General features: G+C 55.4%; 15 protein-coding genes and 1 pseudogene. 3 read left to right on the forward strand and 13 right to left on the reverse strand.

Annotated features, from left to right (window positions below; genetic code table 11):
- Positions 1-44 precede the first annotated feature (44 nt).
- Complete coding sequence (gene smpB / locus JYG33_RS04655) at positions 45-509, forward strand: SsrA-binding protein SmpB (protein WP_042480746.1); 465 nt, start codon at positions 45-47, stop codon at positions 507-509.
- A gap of 32 nt (positions 510-541) precedes the next feature.
- Here the strand turns inward: smpB and JYG33_RS04660 are convergent, their stop codons facing one another.
- Entirely contained in the window at positions 542-1,852 is a 1,311-nt protein-coding gene (locus JYG33_RS04660) for an NAD(P)/FAD-dependent oxidoreductase (RefSeq protein WP_207874873.1), read from the reverse strand.
- Positions 1,853-2,312: 460 nt separating this feature from the next.
- On the opposite strand from JYG33_RS04660, the gene JYG33_RS04665 reads away from it, so the two are divergent.
- Entirely contained in the window at positions 2,313-2,834 is a 522-nt protein-coding gene (locus JYG33_RS04665) for a TetR/AcrR family transcriptional regulator (protein ID WP_243430274.1), read from the forward strand.
- 168 nt (positions 2,835-3,002) lie between these two features.
- On the opposite strand, the gene ppsA is transcribed toward JYG33_RS04665, so the two are convergent.
- The gene (gene ppsA / locus JYG33_RS04670) at positions 3,003-5,369 is read right to left on the reverse strand and encodes a phosphoenolpyruvate synthase (protein ID WP_207874875.1); all 2,367 of its coding nucleotides are present in this window, start codon (positions 5,367-5,369) and stop codon (positions 3,003-3,005) included.
- A 170-nt stretch (positions 5,370-5,539) separates the two neighbouring features.
- On the opposite strand from ppsA, the gene JYG33_RS04675 reads away from it, so the two are divergent.
- Positions 5,540-6,373: a pyruvate, water dikinase regulatory protein gene (locus JYG33_RS04675; RefSeq protein WP_207874876.1), complete on the forward strand. Its 834-nt coding sequence runs from the start codon at positions 5,540-5,542 to the stop codon at positions 6,371-6,373.
- Positions 6,374-6,515: 142 nt separating this feature from the next.
- On the opposite strand, the gene JYG33_RS04680 is transcribed toward JYG33_RS04675, so the two are convergent.
- From JYG33_RS04680 to bamA, 11 genes and pseudogenes are all read right to left on the reverse strand, one after another.
- Entirely contained in the window at positions 6,516-7,190 is a 675-nt protein-coding gene (locus tag JYG33_RS04680; RefSeq protein ID WP_207874877.1) for a class I SAM-dependent methyltransferase, read from the reverse strand.
- Positions 7,191-7,267: 77 nt separating this feature from the next.
- Positions 7,268-7,453 (reverse strand): annotated as a pseudogene (locus JYG33_RS04685) (Rrf2 family transcriptional regulator); the annotation flags it as partial.
- 253 nt (positions 7,454-7,706) lie between these two features.
- Positions 7,707-9,155: an amidase gene (locus tag JYG33_RS04690; protein WP_207874879.1), complete on the reverse strand. Its 1,449-nt coding sequence runs from the start codon at positions 9,153-9,155 to the stop codon at positions 7,707-7,709.
- A 275-nt stretch (positions 9,156-9,430) separates the two neighbouring features.
- Entirely contained in the window at positions 9,431-10,213 is a 783-nt protein-coding gene (locus JYG33_RS04695; protein ID WP_207874880.1) for an RNA methyltransferase, read from the reverse strand.
- A gap of 8 nt (positions 10,214-10,221) precedes the next feature.
- Positions 10,222-10,827 (reverse strand): ribonuclease HII, encoded by a 606-nt coding sequence (gene rnhB, locus JYG33_RS04700; RefSeq protein ID WP_207874881.1) that lies wholly within the window; start codon positions 10,825-10,827, stop codon positions 10,222-10,224.
- Entirely contained in the window at positions 10,824-12,026 is a 1,203-nt protein-coding gene (gene lpxB, locus JYG33_RS04705; RefSeq protein ID WP_207875732.1) for a lipid-A-disaccharide synthase, read from the reverse strand. The genes rnhB and lpxB overlap by 4 nt, the downstream gene beginning before the upstream one ends.
- A gap of 56 nt (positions 12,027-12,082) precedes the next feature.
- On the reverse strand, positions 12,083-12,871 hold the full coding sequence (lpxA, locus tag JYG33_RS04710) for an acyl-ACP--UDP-N-acetylglucosamine O-acyltransferase (protein ID WP_207874882.1): 789 nt from the start codon (positions 12,869-12,871) through the stop codon (positions 12,083-12,085).
- Positions 12,872-12,874: 3 nt separating this feature from the next.
- On the reverse strand, positions 12,875-13,330 hold the full coding sequence (fabZ, locus tag JYG33_RS04715) for a 3-hydroxyacyl-ACP dehydratase FabZ (RefSeq protein ID WP_003799758.1): 456 nt from the start codon (positions 13,328-13,330) through the stop codon (positions 12,875-12,877).
- A 12-nt stretch (positions 13,331-13,342) separates the two neighbouring features.
- The gene (lpxD, locus tag JYG33_RS04720; protein ID WP_207874883.1) at positions 13,343-14,476 is read right to left on the reverse strand and encodes a UDP-3-O-(3-hydroxymyristoyl)glucosamine N-acyltransferase; all 1,134 of its coding nucleotides are present in this window, start codon (positions 14,474-14,476) and stop codon (positions 13,343-13,345) included.
- Between the two features lie 6 nt (positions 14,477-14,482).
- Positions 14,483-15,037 carry an OmpH family outer membrane protein gene (locus JYG33_RS04725; RefSeq protein ID WP_189390600.1) on the reverse strand — a complete coding sequence of 185 codons (555 nt, stop codon included), beginning with the start codon at positions 15,035-15,037 and terminating at the stop codon, positions 14,483-14,485.
- A 61-nt stretch (positions 15,038-15,098) separates the two neighbouring features.
- Positions 15,099-17,441 (reverse strand): outer membrane protein assembly factor BamA, encoded by a 2,343-nt coding sequence (gene bamA / locus JYG33_RS04730; RefSeq protein ID WP_207874884.1) that lies wholly within the window; start codon positions 17,439-17,441, stop codon positions 15,099-15,101.
- Between the last annotated feature and the right edge of the window lie 18 nt (positions 17,442-17,459).

Genomic DNA, 17,459 nt, shown 5'->3' on the forward strand with positions numbered 1-17,459 from the left:
GATAGAATGTTCTGATTTTACAATCTATGGTTGGCAATTAATTCATGAGTATTGTTGATAATCGCAAGGCTACCCACGAATATTTTATCGAAGAGCGCTTTGAGGCCGGTCTGGTCCTGGAGGGCTGGGAGGTCAAGGCGATCCGAGCTGGTCATGTTCAGCTCAAAGAAAGCTTTGTCATCGTACGCGAAGGCGAGCTGTTTATTATCGGGATGCACGTCAGCGCTTTGCCGACGGCCTCGACCCATATCCGGCCCGATGCTACCCGTACCCGCAAGCTGCTGCTCAAAGCCGAGGAAATCAGCAAGCTGATCGGCAAGGTTGAACAACGTGGTTACGCCCTGGTTCCCCTGAATCTCCATTACAAGAAAGGTCGTATCAAGCTGGACTTCGGTCTGGGACGCGGTAAAAAACTGCACGATAAACGTGATGTTTCCCGCGACAAAGACTGGAAGCGCGAACAAGAACGCTTGATGAAACACGACACCCGCCGCAAGACGAATGAATAAAACGGGCTAAAAAGCCCGTTTTGTTCCAAATCTCAATGTAATTTAACACGAGGGGCGGCCCGTTTGCTGAGCAAACGGCCCAAAGCCAGGGTTGCCGTACGCGCAGCACCCAAAATGGCCATGTGGTGCATCAAATGCAGGCTCATGTACATGATGCGAGCCAGCAAGCCTTCGACAAACCAGCTTTTGCCCGACAAGACCCCCATCAGGCTCCCTACTCCGCGGCTATGGCCCACGGAGACCAGTGAGCCGTAATCCTTGTAAACGAAGGGTGACTCATCAACCGGTTTGCCCTGAATACGGGCGGCCAGGCGTTTACGCAAATAGCTGGCTTGCTGGTGCGCAACCTGGGCGCGCGCTGGCAGAAACTGGCCCTCTTTATCCCAAGGGACTTGTGCGCAGTCGCCCAGGGCCCAGATATACGGGTCCGGCGTGGCCAGACAGGCATCCAGCACCAATTGATTGATACGGTTAACAGGCAGGCCCAGTTGAGCCAAAAAGGCAGGCGCTTCAATCCCCGCGGCCCACACACACAGATCATTGGGATACTGCCCGCCGTTCACATCCTCGATATGATCAGCAGCCAAGCGGCTGACACGTACAGACGTCCGTACGGCCACGCCACGCTGCTCCAGCAGGCTTTGGGCAGTCGCAGACAGCTTGGGCGGCAAGGCGGACAGAATGCGATCTGCGCCTTCCAGGAGCGTGATACGCACCTCTCGGTCAGAACTGCTGCCGGGGATACTGTAGATACTTAGATCGGCACGGGCTTCCAGCAGCTCTGCCGCCAACTCCACCCCCGTTGCTCCGCCCCCGACAATATTGATATACAAAGGTGCACCCTGCTCACGCTGGGCACGACGGGTCACGCTGATCAGTTCATTGAGCAATTTCAAGCGGAAACGCTCGGCCTGATGGGTCGAGTCCAAGGCCAGCGCGTGTTCATGGGTGCCAGGCGTATTGAAGAAGTTGGATTTACTGCCCACAGCCATCACCAGCGTACCGTATGTCAGGCTGCGCTCCGGGAAGACCTCTTCGTGATCGGGGCCCAGGACCGGTGCCAGCGTAATTTCGCGCTGCTCACGGTTTATACCGGTCATTTCACCCTGAATAAAGGTGAAGCCACAGTCCCGCGCCAGCATGAAGTACGACAAACCTTCACGGTGAATGTCCAAGGTGCCCGCAGCTACCTCGTGCAAAGACGGCTTCCAGATATGGTCGCTGTCTTTATCAACCAGAAAGATATGCTGACGCCCGAACTGGCGCCCTAATTTGGCAGCCAGTTCCAGGCCGCCTGCCCCGCCCCCAACGATCACCACTTGATACGACTGCGTAGTAGACATCCACAACTCCTCGGGCTTTGTCTTAAGCAAAGAGAGTATCAGAACCGCCGCCTTATACTTTAAATCAAAACAGATAAGGACTATAGCGATCATCAAACGCCCCTGCACGAGCCCAGGACGTCTGCCCTGTGCTACCACCCGAATATGTGGTGATTTTGAGCAGTAACAGGCCCCAGATCAAAGACTGGAGCAAACAAATCGTTGCAGGTCCGGTGCATGGCGTAAAATCAGGGAGTCAGTCTAGCCTTCCCTTAACGATCGAAATAGAGCAGCAGCACATCAGCCATTGATACGGTATGATGCTGACTTTGTCCTATTCACCTACTTTTTGCCTGCCATTATGCACGACGATGTTCCCCGAAAATCTCAACGCGCGACTCGAAAAGGACGCGAACGCCGCGATAAAATCCTGGAAGTGGCTTCCGAGGTTTTCCGCGAGAATGGTTTTGAGGCGACATCCATGTCCCAGATCGCTGCCTTGGCAGGCGGCTCCAAGGGCACTCTTTACAATTACTTCCCCTCCAAAGAAGACTTGCTGCTGGCCGTGCTACTGACCGGCGCCCAGGAATTTACCGAGCAGGTCCTGACCAAGCTGGACACGGAGGGCGACATACGCGAAGAACTGCAGCGTTTCTTGCTGCCCATGCTGCGCAATCTCTACTCCAAGCAAACGGCCCAGCTATTGCGTATCGTTGTTTCTGTAGGCGGCCATAGCGATATTGGCAAACGCTTTATGGAGATGCTGGATGATCAGATCTGGGACGGCGTGCAGTGCTTTTTTGCCCGCCATGTCGAGCGTGGCACTCTGCGCAAACTGGACCCGGCCTTGATGGTGGAACATTTCCGCTGCCTGAGCGAAGGCGAAATTGTCTTGCTCCTGATGGGGGCGATGGAACCCTGGAGCGAAGAGCGCATTCAGAGCGAAACCGAACATATTCTGGATATGTTCCTGCACGTTTACCAAAGCGACGTAGCCAACTAAGGTTTCATCACGCTGCTACATCGCTGGCTATCAGCACCCTACCCGTAGCAACAAAAAGCAAACACCTCATATAAAAACACCCCGGCATGGAAGCTCCATGCCGGGGTGTTTTATTTTAGCTGGCTTGACCAGCGTACTGCCAGAGAAACTCTGGCAGCCGCTTAAGTCTTAGGCCTTGGCCAGACGCTGCCAGGTGTCCACAACCGTGTCCGGGTTCAGCGACAAGGAAATAATGCCTTCGTCGCTCAGCCACTTGGCCAGATCAGGGTGGTCGCTGGGGCCTTGACCACAAATACCGACGTATTTGTTTTGTGCCAGACATGCCTTGATGGCACGGCTCAGCATGAACTTCACGGCTTCGTCACGCTCGTCAAAGTCAGCAGCCAACAGTTCCATACCGGAGTCGCGATCCAGACCCAGAGTCAACTGAGTCATGTCGTTGGAGCCGATGGAGAAACCGTCAAAGTACTGCAAGAACTGATCGGCCAAAATAGCGTTGGAAGGCACTTCGCACATCATGATCAGGCGCAGGCCGTTTTCGCCGCGAGCCAGACCGTGATTAGCCAAGAGACCCACCACACGTTCTGCCTGACCCAGAGTACGCACGAATGGCACCATGATTTCGACGTTGGTCAGACCCATTTCGTCGCGTACTTTCTTCAGGGCTTCGCATTCCATCTTGAAGCATTCTGCGAAGTCTTCGGACAGGTAGCGAGCCACGCCGCGGAAGCCCAGCATTGGGTTCTCTTCCTCGGGCTCGTAGCGCGAACCACCCACCAGCTTGCGGTATTCGTTGGACTTGAAGTCCGACAAACGCACGATGACGGGCTTGGGGTAGAAGGATGCGGCCAGAGTCGCAATACCTTCAGCCAGTTTTTCTACGAAGAAAGCACGCGGGCTGGCGTAGCCACGGGCAGCCGATTCCACCGCTTTTTTCAGTTCGCTATCCACATTGGGGTAGTCCAGAACCGCTTTGGGGTGAATGGCGATATTGTTGTTGATGATGAATTCCAGACGAGCCAGACCCACACCATCGTTCGGGATTTGCGAGAAGTCGAAAGCCAGTTGTGGGTTACCCACGTTCATCATGATTTTCAGGCCGATCTCGGGCATTTGACCCCAGCTCACCTCTTCGATCTCGGTTTCCAGCAGACCGTCGTAAATACGACCTTCGTCGCCTTCAGCACACGAAACGGTCACTTCCTGGCCTTCCTTCAGCACATCAGTGGCGTTGTTGCAACCGACCACGGCAGGAATACCCAGTTCGCGCGCAATAATCGCCGCGTGGCAAGTACGGCCACCACGGTTGGTGACGATAGCCGAAGCCAGCTTCATGATGGGTTCCCAGTTAGGATCCGTCATGTCAGTGACCAGCACGTCGCCGGGTTTGACCAGGTCCATCTCGGAAGCATCAGCCACGATACGGACTTTGCCCGAACCGATCTTCTGGCCAATAGCACGGCCAGTCACCAGCACTTCGCCGGTGGCTTTCAGACGGTAACGCTCTTGCACATCGTTGCTGCCTTGCTGGGACTTGACGGTCTCAGGACGGGCTTGCAGGATGTAGATCTTGCCGTCGATACCATCACGACCCCACTCAATGTCCATAGGACGCTGGTAGTGTTTTTCGATGATGGTGGCGTAGCGGGCCAGTTCGATAACTTCTTCGTCGCTCAGGGAGTAACGGTTGCGCTCGGACACGGGCACATCAACCGTGCGCACAGCGTGGTCCGTGGTACGGCCTTCGTCAAATTCCATCTTGATCAGCTTGGAGCCAATGCGGCGGCTGATGATGGGGTAGTGACCGGAAGCCAGGGTTGGCTTGTAAACGTAGAACTCGTCCGGATTGACCGAACCTTGAACCACGGTTTCGCCCAGGCCATAGGAGGAAGTCAAAAAGACCACATCCTTGAAGCCCGACTCGGTGTCCAAGGTGAACATCACGCCAGCACTGCCCTTGTCGGAGCGCACCATGCGCTGAATACCAGCGGACAGAGCCACTTCAGCGTGAGCGTAGCCCTTGTGCACGCGGTAGGAAATAGCACGGTCGTTGTACAGGGAAGCAAACACGTGGTGAATCTTGCCCAGCACTTCGTCAATACCGACGACGTTCAGGTAGGTTTCTTGCTGACCAGCAAAAGAGGCATCAGGCAAGTCTTCTGCAGTCGCGGAAGAACGTACGGCAAAGGAGCCCTTGCCATCGGCGTCCAGTTCGGCAAAGGCCTCACGTACGGCTTTCTCGAACTCGGCAGGGAAAGGAGTGTCGATGATCCACTGACGAATTTCGGCACCGGCGGCAGCCAGTTCACGCACATCGTCGGCGTCCAGCGTATCCAGACGCTGCTGAATGCGCTTGTCCAGATCGTTGTTTTTCAGGAAAACGCGGAATGCTTCGGCTGTTGTGGCGAAACCACCCGGCACGCGCACACCAGCATCAGCCAACTGGCTAATCATTTCACCCAGCGAAGCGTTTTTACCGCCCACTGTGTCGACGTCCGTCATGCGGAGCTTGTCGAAACCAATTACGTAAGACATAAGTCACCTTGAATAGAAAAAAAAGCGTGTTTGCTTAAGGCAGTGATCCGCACAGCGCTGTCTGTGTGATCTGTCCTAAGCAAACCTGCCTTTCTCATACCCTGATCCGAGCGGTAAATGGTAATCTTGCAAATTGTACCGTTTCCCGAGCATTGTGCACGACTTATTCCATGACATCTTCTCCTATTGAGCGTACCGTCTTTGTCGTTTCTGACAGCACGGGCATTACCGCCGAAACTTTCAGCAACTCCGTCCTGTCGCAATTCGCTCAATTCGAATTTCAGGCCATCCGGATTCCCTTTATCGATACTATCGAGAAAGCCCAGTCTGTCGCTGATCGCATCAACCAATGCGCTCAAGAACAAGGCCAGCAGCCTCTGGTATTCAGCACTCTGGTTGACCCCAAGATGGCGCACATTATTGGCGCGGCCAACTGCACCTTCCTGGATCTGTTTGGTGCCTTTGTACGACACATTGAACGCGCCCTGGGAGTGAAATCCAGCCGTTCCGTGGGCCGTTCGCACTCCGGTGGCATGTCCAAGCGCTACAACAATCGCATTGAGGCCATCAACTTCAGTCTGGCGCACGACGATGGTCAGTACGTGAATGGTCTGGAACAAGCCGACGTGATTCTGGTGGGTGTGTCCCGTTGCGGAAAAACGCCTACCAGCTTGTACTTGGCGATGCAGTACGCCGTCAAGGCCGCCAACTACCCCATCATTCCCGAAGATTTCCAGCGCGGCACCCTGCCCGCCACGCTGGCTCCCTACCGGAAAAAGATTTTTGGCCTGTCCATTCATCCAGACCGCCTGTCTGAAGTGCGTAATGAGCGCCGTCCCGGGAGCAAATACGCCACCATCGAGCAATGCCGTATGGAAGTGGCTGAAGCGGAACGACTGATGCGTATGGAAGGCATTCCCTGGCTGTCTACCACCACCAAGTCCATCGAAGAAATCTCCACCAAGATTCTGGATGATGTAGGTCTGGATCGCCGCTCCTACTAAAGCGTGACGCCATCCCGGATGCTGTACGGATTTCCACCTCAGGGAATTCGGACAGCATCATCAAAACCACTGCGCAAGATACTGGTTAGCCACAAAACGGGGGGCACGATCGTGCCCCCAATAGCCAAGTAGACTTCAGCTCTTACGGCTTGTAGGCGACCCAGCCCTTGAACGTGAATGCGCAATAGAAAAGTTCAATATCAATAAATCCGGCCTCACGAAGCAGGTCAACATCCTGCTGCGGTGAAAGCACGGGCAGCCGCTCCTTGATCGCCGCCATATTGCCCTCGGCCTGTTCCACAGACACGCCAGAAGCCGTAGTGAATGCCGCAGTACGCGCAAGCCATTTATCTCTAGCAGGATCGTCGTCTGTGAAGCTGTGATGTGCGACGACAAGGGGCGCCCCAGGCTTGAGTCTGAGGAACATCTGTCTCAAGGTCTGCAGGCGTTCGGCTGATGGCAGAAAATGCAGCGTCAGAAAGCAAACAGCGCCATCAAACGGCCCCTCTGGGGCACTGTCGATATAGCCCTCGTGCAGGCGCACACGCCCCCCGTCCTGACCGATTGTTGTGCGGGCGAGCTCAAGCATCTGAGCTGACGGATCAACACCGTCGAAAAGCCAAGTCGGCCGCATATGGGTAAAGGCCTTCAGCTCCAGTCCGCCGCCTGCACCGAGCACCAGGATACGTGCGTCAGCAGGCGCACGTTCACCCAACAGCACGCCTGCCATCCTATGCAAATCAAAAAGGCCGGGCACAATCCTGGGCGCCCGATCGGCATAGCTCGATACGGACACCGGGTCAGAGAACGGGTTCATCAAACGTGACCTTTCGTGAGTGAGACGTCATGCCGTTGGCGCAAGGTGACCGCTCCCAGGTCAATACGGATACGTCATCCCTCTAAGTAGCCTCGATCGGACTTCACAATGCCCGCTGTCCGCAGGTATCCCATGCTGCGTCGGACGACGACGGGATGAGTGCCCAGACACTGAGCCAGAGATTCTGAAGTAGTGGGTTCACCCTGTTCAGCCATGCGCAAAAGCGCATGAAGGAAGGACGATAGGCGGCTATCTCTTTTCATGTAACTTATAATGTTCTCTTTGAAATGTAATGTCAAGCAGATGTAACCCAATGGCATCATCCAGCAAATGTCAGTGCTGAAATCACGGCGAAATAAAAAGGGCCTGAGTCCAGTGCAATACCGAACTCAGGCCTTCCGCTATTAATTTTTAACTGTCCAACCTCTTGGGCTCAGTTCACAACACCGACTTCAGGCCGTTGATAGGAAACCATCTGTCTGGAGTGCAGTCGCCCCACCCCGTGAATAGTACGTCTCAATCCAAACGGCCAACCCAGACTTGGGGATGTTGATCTGCCCAGGGCAAAGCCTGCTCCAACTGCCCTGCCAGACCAAACAACATGCACTCCTGACCATAGGCGGCGGTAAACATCATGCCAATCGGCAAAGAGGTCGCCACATCGTATCCCGCTGGTACGGACATGGATGGCGAACCACTGATATTGGCCAAAGCCGCAAAAGGCGCTTGCCGAAATACATGGGCTATCCAGCCCAGGCCGTCCACCTGATCTTGTACCTTGTTGTACTCCCCCACTTTCATGGGCAACGTGGGGACAGTGGGGGTCATCAAAACATCATATTTTTGAAAATACGCCCCCAGATTGCGTGAAACCGTATTGCGGACCGCAATCGCCCCCAAAATATCAATACCTGTGATTTTCTTGCCATAGGCATAGGCTGCCAGCGTCGCCTTTTCCAGATACTCCTCGTTAACAGGACGCCCCGTGGCCGCTGCAATACTGTCCACCCAGGCTGCCGTATTCACGTTCCAGAACTGGGCATTGGCATGCACAAACGCCTCCCAGCTCACCCCCGAGTCAAACTGCAAGGGCTCGACCTGATGTCCCAGAGACTCCAGCACAGAAGCCATATCAATGGCCTTGGCTGCAATCATCGATTGGGTTTTGTCACCGCTGGGAGGGTCCATCATCAAGCCAATGCGCAAAGGCCCTGGATGCTTTTTCACGGCTGATAGGAAACTGCGTGGCGGTGGAGCCGTGTAATACGGCTCCCCAATGCCAGGGCGGCTGATCGCATCCAGCAAAGCGGCACTGTCACGGACGCTACGGCTGACGCCCAGGTGAGCCAATAAACCGCTCCACACCTCATCTTGCAAGGGGCCGCTGGATACCCGCCCCCGAGTCGGTTTCAAGCCGAACAAACCATTGACTGCCGCCGGAACCCGAATAGAACCACCTCCATCCGTCGCATGGGCAAGTGGCACCATTCCTGCCGCTACCGCGGCGGCAGAGCCCCCGGTTGAGCCGCCTGCATTAAAAGCGGGATTCCAAGGGTTCAGGGTGGGCCCTACGCAGCGCGCCTCGGTCGTGGTGCTGATGGCAAACTCCGAGGTCGTCGTGCGCCCCAAGGTCATCAGCCCCGCTTCCTTGTAATAACGCATCAGGGTGCTATCAGAATCCATCACCATATCCTGTGCCAGCTTGCTGCCCAGCTCGTAGCGCTTGCCCTTCATGGTGATGGCCAAATCCTTGATCAGAAAAGGCACGCCGTAGAGCACAGAGTCCCGATCAGCATGGGGGTCCACTTCTGCATCCCAGCTTTCCACGACCGCATTGATTTTGGGATTAAGCTTGTCGATGGCTTTTTTGCCCACCTGACTCAACTCTTGAACACTGATTTGTTTCTTGGCGACCAGCTCGCCCAAAGCCAGGGCATCGTAAGCCGCGTATTCGCTAAGTTTCATTGTTGACCTCATCTGAAAAAACAAGGATTAAGAATCCAGCCGGATACCAACGATGGAGCGATACAAGGGGAAGGGGCAGCACGTGCAGGGCTGCAGATAGACGGGCAAGCAAGACTGGCCTGCCCCGTCAGGTGCTTAATGCTAGCGTATCGATAACTAGGCACCTTACTAGATGATTTACTTGATTTTACAAGAAGAAACAAGTGCTATATCAAGACAGAATTGTCTTGTACACGTTCATTCTGCTTAAGGCTTTGCAATGAAAGCAGCCAGGGCTAACGGCTATGTTGACGTCGTTGCTCGTACAGGCAAAGGGCGGTGGCGATAGCCACATTCAAAGACTCGACTCCCGGAGCCTGGGGAATGAACAGGCGCTGATTCGCCTCGGCCAGCAAGGCTGGGCTGACGCCCTGCCCTTCATTACCAAACACCCAAATCGCTTGGTCAGGCAAGCTAGCTTCGTACAAATCCTGAGTATCGGGCCCCAGAGAGGTCACCAGCACCGGCAAGGCGGCCTTTTCCAGCAGCTCCGCCCCATCCACTTGCTCATGCACCTGAATAGAGAAATGAGCGCCCTGCGCGCTGCGCAGCACTTTCTGTGACCAGACGCTGGCACAGCCTGGTGTCAGATAAACGGCTTCCAAACCCACTGCCACCGCAGTTCGCAATACAGTCCCCACATTACCGGGGTCCTGGACCTGATCCAGCAAGATGGCGCGTTTACGGGGAGCCGTCCAGGCTTGCCCACGAGGCACGCGGACAATAAAGCCGACGCCCTGCCCCTGACCCACCTGGGAGACAGCGTTCATCAAGGTAGCATTGAAAATGACACTGCTATGACCAGGCAAAAAACGCGCCAACTCCAGCAGTTCTTCCGAGTGACGATCCATCTCGAAAACAGCCAGCTCCGGCTGGCCACGGCGTTCCAGCCACATCTGACAGAGATGGATGCCTTCCAACCAAATTAGCTGATCACCCCCGTCCAGCTCGCGCTTATCATGAGCCAGGCGCTGCACTCGTTTGAACAGTGCATTATCTTTGGATTCAATCAGCCTCATTCTTCAACTTACCTAACTAAAGATGCGCGTACCGGCGCGAAACTTCGACGATGCTCTGGACAAGGGCCATGCTGTGACAAACGCTGCAAATGCAAGGCCGTCCCATACCCCTTGTGTTGATCAAAACCGTACTCGGGATAGTCACGGTGCAGTTCCAGACACACTGCATCCCGTGCCGTTTTAGCCAGAATGGAAGCGGCTGCAATAGCCGCATGGCTGGCGTCGCCTTTGATAATGGCCTCGGCGGGACAGCACAAATTCGTTGGAATACGATTGCCATCAACCAGAGCCTGCTCTGGTTTGACCTTCAGGCCATTACAGGCTCGCTGCATGGCCAGCATGGCCGCATGCAAAATATTGATGTCATCAATCTCTGCAACGCTTGCACTGGCAATTTCCCAGGCCAAGGCCCGTTCCTTGATCAGTACAGCCAGCGCTTCACGCCGTTTGGCGGTCAGCTTTTTGGAGTCGTTCAAACCCTCGATGGGATTATCGGGATCCAGAATCACGGCAGCCGCAAAGACCGGGCCTGCCAAGGGACCACGTCCCGCTTCATCCAGCCCCGCAACCAAACCGGCCGACACATCACTGACCAATAAATCTAGCTGCTTCATCCACGTGCCATCTTCAAAATAACCTCGGCTGCCAAGGCAGGCGTGTCGCGGCGCAAGCTCAGATGCATGTCAGTAAAGACCTGCTCTATATGGGCCACATAGTCCTGATCGCTCAAGGCTTTCCAGCACGCTTGTGCCAGCTTCTGCGGCTGGGCGTCTTCTTGCAGCAATTCCGGCACCACGAAATCACGGGCCAAGACATTGGGCAAACCCACCCAAGGCACATACGGCCTGTCCTGCCCGGATTTCCAACGTATGATGCGCTCCATCATGGGGCTAAGCACATACGAAATAACCATGGGACGCTTGTACAGCGCTGTTTCCAGACTGGCTGTCCCACTGGCAACCAGAACCGCATCACTGGCTTCCATCACCGTCCAGGCGGGAGGACGAATGACGCCTTCCGAGTCCGGCTCACGAATCCCGGCGGTATGGGCATCAATAATGTGCACATTGCGTACCGGATGCTGTGCCAGCGCCTCTTCAAACTCCTGGCGACGCTTGGGATTGACCATAGGCACCAGAATCGTCAGATCAGGATCTTGATCCTGCAGAATTTGTACGGCCTGCAAAAAGCGGGGCGACAACATCTTGACCTCGGACGAACGACTGCCCGGCAACACACCCAAAATACGACCTGACTCCGGCAAGCTCAGACGACGGCGTGCATCGGTTTTATCGGGCTGCAAAGGAATATTGGCCGCCAGCGGATGCCCCACATAGGTCACGGGAATGCCTTCCTTTTCGTAGATCTCGGTCTCGAAAGGAAACAGCACCAGCATATGGGAAACCGCTTCACGGATTTTGTGGATGCGCTCATAGCGCCAGGCCCAAATCGACGGACCCACAAAATGTACCGTCGGTACGCCTGCCTGACGCAAACGATGCTCCAGGCGCAAATTGAAGTCCGGCGCATCAATGCCCACAAACACATCGGGACGTTGACGCAAATAGTGATTGCGCATGCCCAGATAAGTGGAAACCAGGCCCGGAATACGCTTGAGGGCCTCGACGTAGCCAAACACCGTCAAGGCATCCATGGGATAGTGCTGGTGAAACTGCTGGGCAGCCATCTCGGGGCCACCAATACCTTCTACCTGCACACCAGGGCTACCCTGGCGCAATCCCTGGATGATACGAGCCGCCAGCAAATCGCCGGACGGCTCGCCTGCTACCATTCCTACTCGCAGATCCCGCATGGCCCCAGTTTGCCCCGACCCGTCTGAACGTGCCGCTAATGGGCTGGAGGCGCTGCTCATGGTCGGCAAATACCCCGGCTGGAGTCATTCAAGAAGTCGACCATGACCTGCACGGCGGCACGGCAATCGGGCTGTGCTTCTTGCAAGGCCTGCATTTGCTCTACTGCCTGCTCCACTGACAGCTTGCGACGGTACAGCAGTTTGTAGCTTTCCTTGACGGCCGAAATTGCTTCAGCCGAAAAGTTGCGACGGCCCAGACCTTCGCTATTCACACCAACCGGGCGAAAAGGATCACCCGCACCGATGACGTAAGGAGGAATGTCCTGACGCACCGAGCTGGTACCGCCAATCATGCTGTGAGCGCCGATACGACCAAACTGGTGCACGGCCGTCAAACCGCCCAGAATGGCCCAGTCGCCAATGTGCACGTGACCGCCTAACTGAACGCTATTGGCAATAATCGTGTGATTACCGATCTGGCAATCGTGAGCAATATGGGTGTAGGCCATGATCCAGTTGTCATCGCCTACACGCGTCACGCCCACATCCTGCACCGTACCGGTGTTGATGGTGACGTACTCGCGAACCATATTGCCATCGCCAATTTCCAGACGAGTGGGTTCACCAGCGTACTTCTTGTCCTGCGGCATGCCCCCGATGGAGCAGAAACGGTAGAAATGGTTATTGCGACCAATCGTGGTCACGCCATCTATCACGCAGTGAGGGCCCACTTTGGTGCCCGCGCCAATCGTGACATTGGGCCCAATGATGCTGTAAGGCCCGACCTCAACATCATCTGCAAGCTGAGCGCCCGCTTCGATGATGGCCGTTTCATGAATACGCATAAACTATTCTTCCAATTGACGGATAGCACACATAATTTTGGCTTCGGCAACCACCTGGCCATCGACCAGTGCACGGCCTGTGTACTTGCACAAAGCGCGGCTGATGCGGTCAGCCGTCACTTCCAGACGCAACTGATCGCCTGGCATCACGGGCTTGCGAAAACGCGCGCCATCCACACCAACCAGGTAGTAGGCCAGCTTGTTGTCCACTTTGGCATACGGATCCTCGGGATCGGTAAAAGAGAACAGCGCAGCAGCCTGAGCCATGGCTTCAATGATCAAAACACCTGGCATCACCGGCATATGGGGAAAGTGGCCGGTAAAAAAGGGTTCATTCATCGACACGTTTTTAATGGCGACGATGCTCTTGCCGGGCACCAGTTCCAAGACGCGATCAACCAGCAGCATCGGGTAACGATGAGGGAGGCGATCCATAATTTGTCGAATGTCGAGTTCCATGTCCTGTCCTGCTTATTTTTGTTTATTGATATGTTCAGATGATTCGTTTGCCCCATCGGCCTGTTGACGTTCCAGAGAACGCAGGCGACGACGCAAACCGCTCAGTTGCCCCAATACGGCAGCATTTTTCTGCCAGTCCTGGTGCCCTGCAAAGGGATAAACCCCTGTGTAACGCCCGGGCTGGCTAATATTGGATGTGACGGCGGTACCGCCGGAGACGTGCACATCATCACCCAGGACCAAGTGTCCCGAGAGCATGGCTGCCCCCGCAATCGTACAACGCGCCCCGATTTGGGTAGAGCCGGCCACCCCCACACACGCCGCCATGGCGGTATGTTCGCCGACCTGCACGTTGTGCCCGATCATGATCTGGTTATCCAGCTTGACGCCATTGGCCAGGACGGTATCATCCAGTGCACCACGATCTACCGTGGTATTGGCACCGATTTCCACATCGTCACCAATGCGTACATGGCCAATCTGCGCAATCTTGGCCCAGGCCCCCTTCCCTTTCACAGGGTCCGGCGCGAAACCAAAACCGTCAGCTCCCAGCACCACGCCCGAATGCAGAATGGCGCGCGCGCCAATATGCACCTGGTGGTACAGGGTAACGCGGGCATGCAGCAAACAATCCTGCCCCAGGGTCGAGCCTGCGCCGATGACACAATGCGCGCCCAAACGAGTGCCGCGTCCAATCTTGACCCCGGCCTCGACCACACAGAATGGCCCGACCGACACGCCTTCGCCCAACTGAGCGCTGGGATCAATCACCGCACTGGGATGAATACCTGTAGGCAAATCCGCCATGCGAACCTGATCGAAGCGTTGCGCCAGCAGCGCATACATCAGATAAGGTTGCGAGCACAGCACCGGGATAAAAGACGGTGCAGCAGTCAGGCTTTCATAGGCTTGCGGCGTCAGAATCACCACCGCAGCAGCAGTCTGCTCCAGCAGCTCCTGCATCTTCGGATTGGACAGAAAGCTGATTTCCTCCGGGCCCGCAGAAAGCAAAGAGCCTAGGCCCCGAATCCGGGGCATAGGCTCTGTAATGCCTTCTGGCAGCTTGCAATCCAGTCCGGTCTTGTTGATGGCGTCTATGAGTTCAGACAGCTGTACAGCCTGATCAGCGTTCAGCAATACCGGCATAGTGCATCAACCGCCCAGTGCTTTCAGGACTTCCTCGGTGATGTCCACACGTGGGCTGACGGTCACGGCGTCCTGAATGATCAGGTCGTAGCCTTGGGAATCAGCAATACGCTTGATGGCGGCATCAGCCTGCTCAACAATGGCCGAGAACTCTTCGTTGCGGCGACGGTTGAAATCTTCCTGGAACTCGCGACGCTTGCGTTGCAGATCGGAGTCCAGATCAGCCAACTGACGCTGACGCTTCACACGGTCGGACTCGGACAGCACAGGAGCGTCCTTGTCGAACTTCTGAGCTTGCGAACGCAGGTTGTTAGCCAGGCGCTCCAGCTCTTCGTCACGGCGCTTGAATTCTGCTTCGATTTTGGTCTGAGCAGCTTTGGCCGGTTTGGAATCACGCAAGATACGCTCTGTGCTGACAAAACCGATTTTGGTCTGTGCCTGAACAACAGGTGCAGCGGTCATGGCGCCGACACCCAGCGCGGCAGCCAGAACGAGCGCTTTATTGCCACGCGACAAGCTGCGGGCGATGTTTGTAAGTTTTAATGCGATGTTTGACTTCATGAAAAATCTACCTTGCTAATTAGGCTGCAGAATAGTGCAATTGTGCCACTAAACACGAACATCAGAAAGCGGTACCAATCTGGAACTGGAAGGCCTGCTTATCGTCGCCTTCCTTGGCGCGCAGGGCGCGACCGTAAGACAACTGCAGAGGACCCAACGGCGATTCCCACGACAAGCCCAGACCGGCAGCGTACTTCCAGCCGCATGGGTCTTCCGACAGACGATCAGGTCGGCCCATTGGGCAACCACCACTGGTATTGTCCACTTTACCGGCGTCGGCAAAGACGAACCAACGCAAGGTACGGTCACGCGATGCACCTGGGAATGGCAGGTACAACTGAGCGTTGGCGATCATACGACGCGAACCACCCAGATAGTCACCCGTCAAGGTGTCTCGGCCACCCAAAGAAGCCCCTTCGTAACCACGTACCGAGCCGATACCACCGGCGTAGACGTTCTTGATCACTGGGAAGGATTTGCCACCAATGCTGCGACCATAGTCAATGGCACCATTCAGAGCCAATGTGTACGCACGGCCCAATGGAATGTAGTGCTGGTGGCTGGCGCGCAGCATGTAGTAGCGCAGGTCCACAGTACCCATATCAGCCGACAGGCTGGTCAAGCTGCCCTTGTTGGGAGCAATCGCGCTGTCGCGGGTATCTTTGGACCAACCCAGGTTGAAAATAAAGGTGTTGGTGCCTTCGCCGTACTCGTTCACGTAATCCTGATAGGCACGCGGCGTGTACTGCGGGCTCAGGCGCGAGAGCTTGTTGTGCTCGAAGTTCACGCCCATGAATACGCGATCGTACTCAGAGATAGGAACACCGAAGTTCAAGCCAGCACCGATCGCCGTGTTCTGGTAATCACCCCAACCGTCATTGGACTGGTAAGGCGTTGTACGGCGGTAGTAAATCGAGGTTGTCTTACTGATACCGTCACCCGTCCAGAAAGGATTGGTGTGGCTGATCACAGCCGCACGGTTAATTTTACTGGTGTTGATCTGCAGGGACAGGCTGTTACCGCTACCGAAGATGTTGTCCTGGCTGATACCTGCCGACAGCATCAGCTTGTCGGTAGAGCCGTAACCAATACCCAGGTTAACCAGACCCGTCGGTTTCTCTTTCACTTCCACGTTCACATCCACCTGGTCAGGCGAACCGGGAACGGGTTTGGTGTTCACGTCCACTTCGTTGAAGTAGCCCAGACGGTCCACGCGGTCACGCGAGAACTTGATCGCGTCCGAGTCGTACCAGGCCGCTTCTTGCTGACGCATTTCGCGACGTACCACTTCGTCACGGGTGCGGACGTTACCACCAATTTCAATACGGCGCACATACACACGACGACCGGGATCGACGTAGAACGTCAGGTCGGCGGTATGGTTTTCACGATCCAGCACTGGGTTCGGATTGGCGTTGGCAAACGCGTAGCCCAGGCCACCCAAGTATTCCGTAATGGCTTTCACGGTGCCGCTCGTTTTGTCCGAGGAGAACACCTCACCTTCTTTTTGCTGAACCAGCGGTTGAATCTTGTCTTCCAGACCCAGCAAGTCGCCAGCCAGCTTCACGCTGCTCAGCGTGTAAGGCTGACCTTCATGGACAGTCAGGGTGATGTAAATGTCTTTACGATCAGGCGAGATCGAAACCTGAGGCGCTTCAGCCGAATACTCCAGGAAACCACGGTTCAGGTAGTAGGAGCGGATACGCTCCATATCGCCTTCCAGCTTTTCGCGGGAGTATTTATCAGTACCGGTGTACCAGGTCATCATGCCCGACGTCGTCAGTTCCATCTGATCGAGCAAGTCGCCTTGCGAGATGGCTTCAGTGCCGACGATGCGAATTTCCTTGATTTTGGCCAGGCCACCCTCAAAGATATCGAAGCTCACACCCACACGGTTACGTGGCAACGGCGTGATGATAGGCGTGATTTCCACACCATACTTGCCCTTGGACAAGTACTGTTGCTTCAGCTCGAATTCAGCGCGTTCCAGCATGGAACGGTCAAAAACTCGGCCTTCTCCAAAGCCAACCTGGGCCAGGGAGTTCGTAATATTCTTGGCGTCAAACTCGCGCATGCCGTTAAAAGACACGGAGGCGATGGTTGGACGTTCTTTGACGTTAACGATCAGCACATTAGTGCCGGTGTCAATTTGCACGTCGCTGAAAAAGCCTGTGGCGTACAGACGCTGAATCGCATCAGCCGCCTGCTCTTCCGAGAAGGACTCACCGACTTTGACCGGCAAAGACGAGAACACGGCGCCGGGATCGACCCGCTGGATGCCGTTGACTTGAATATCGCGCACGACAAACGGTGCAAATGCATTCGCCAAGGCGGGAGCAAGCAGACTTGCCACCAATACGGGCAGAACACGCAACGCAAAAGTAGGTTTCCGGCTAAACGACATCCTGGACAATCCTTGGTC

This window comes from Alcaligenes sp. SORT26 (assembly GCF_017377875.1).
In the GTDB taxonomy this organism is placed as follows: domain Bacteria; phylum Pseudomonadota; class Gammaproteobacteria; order Burkholderiales; family Burkholderiaceae_B; genus Alcaligenes; species Alcaligenes parafaecalis.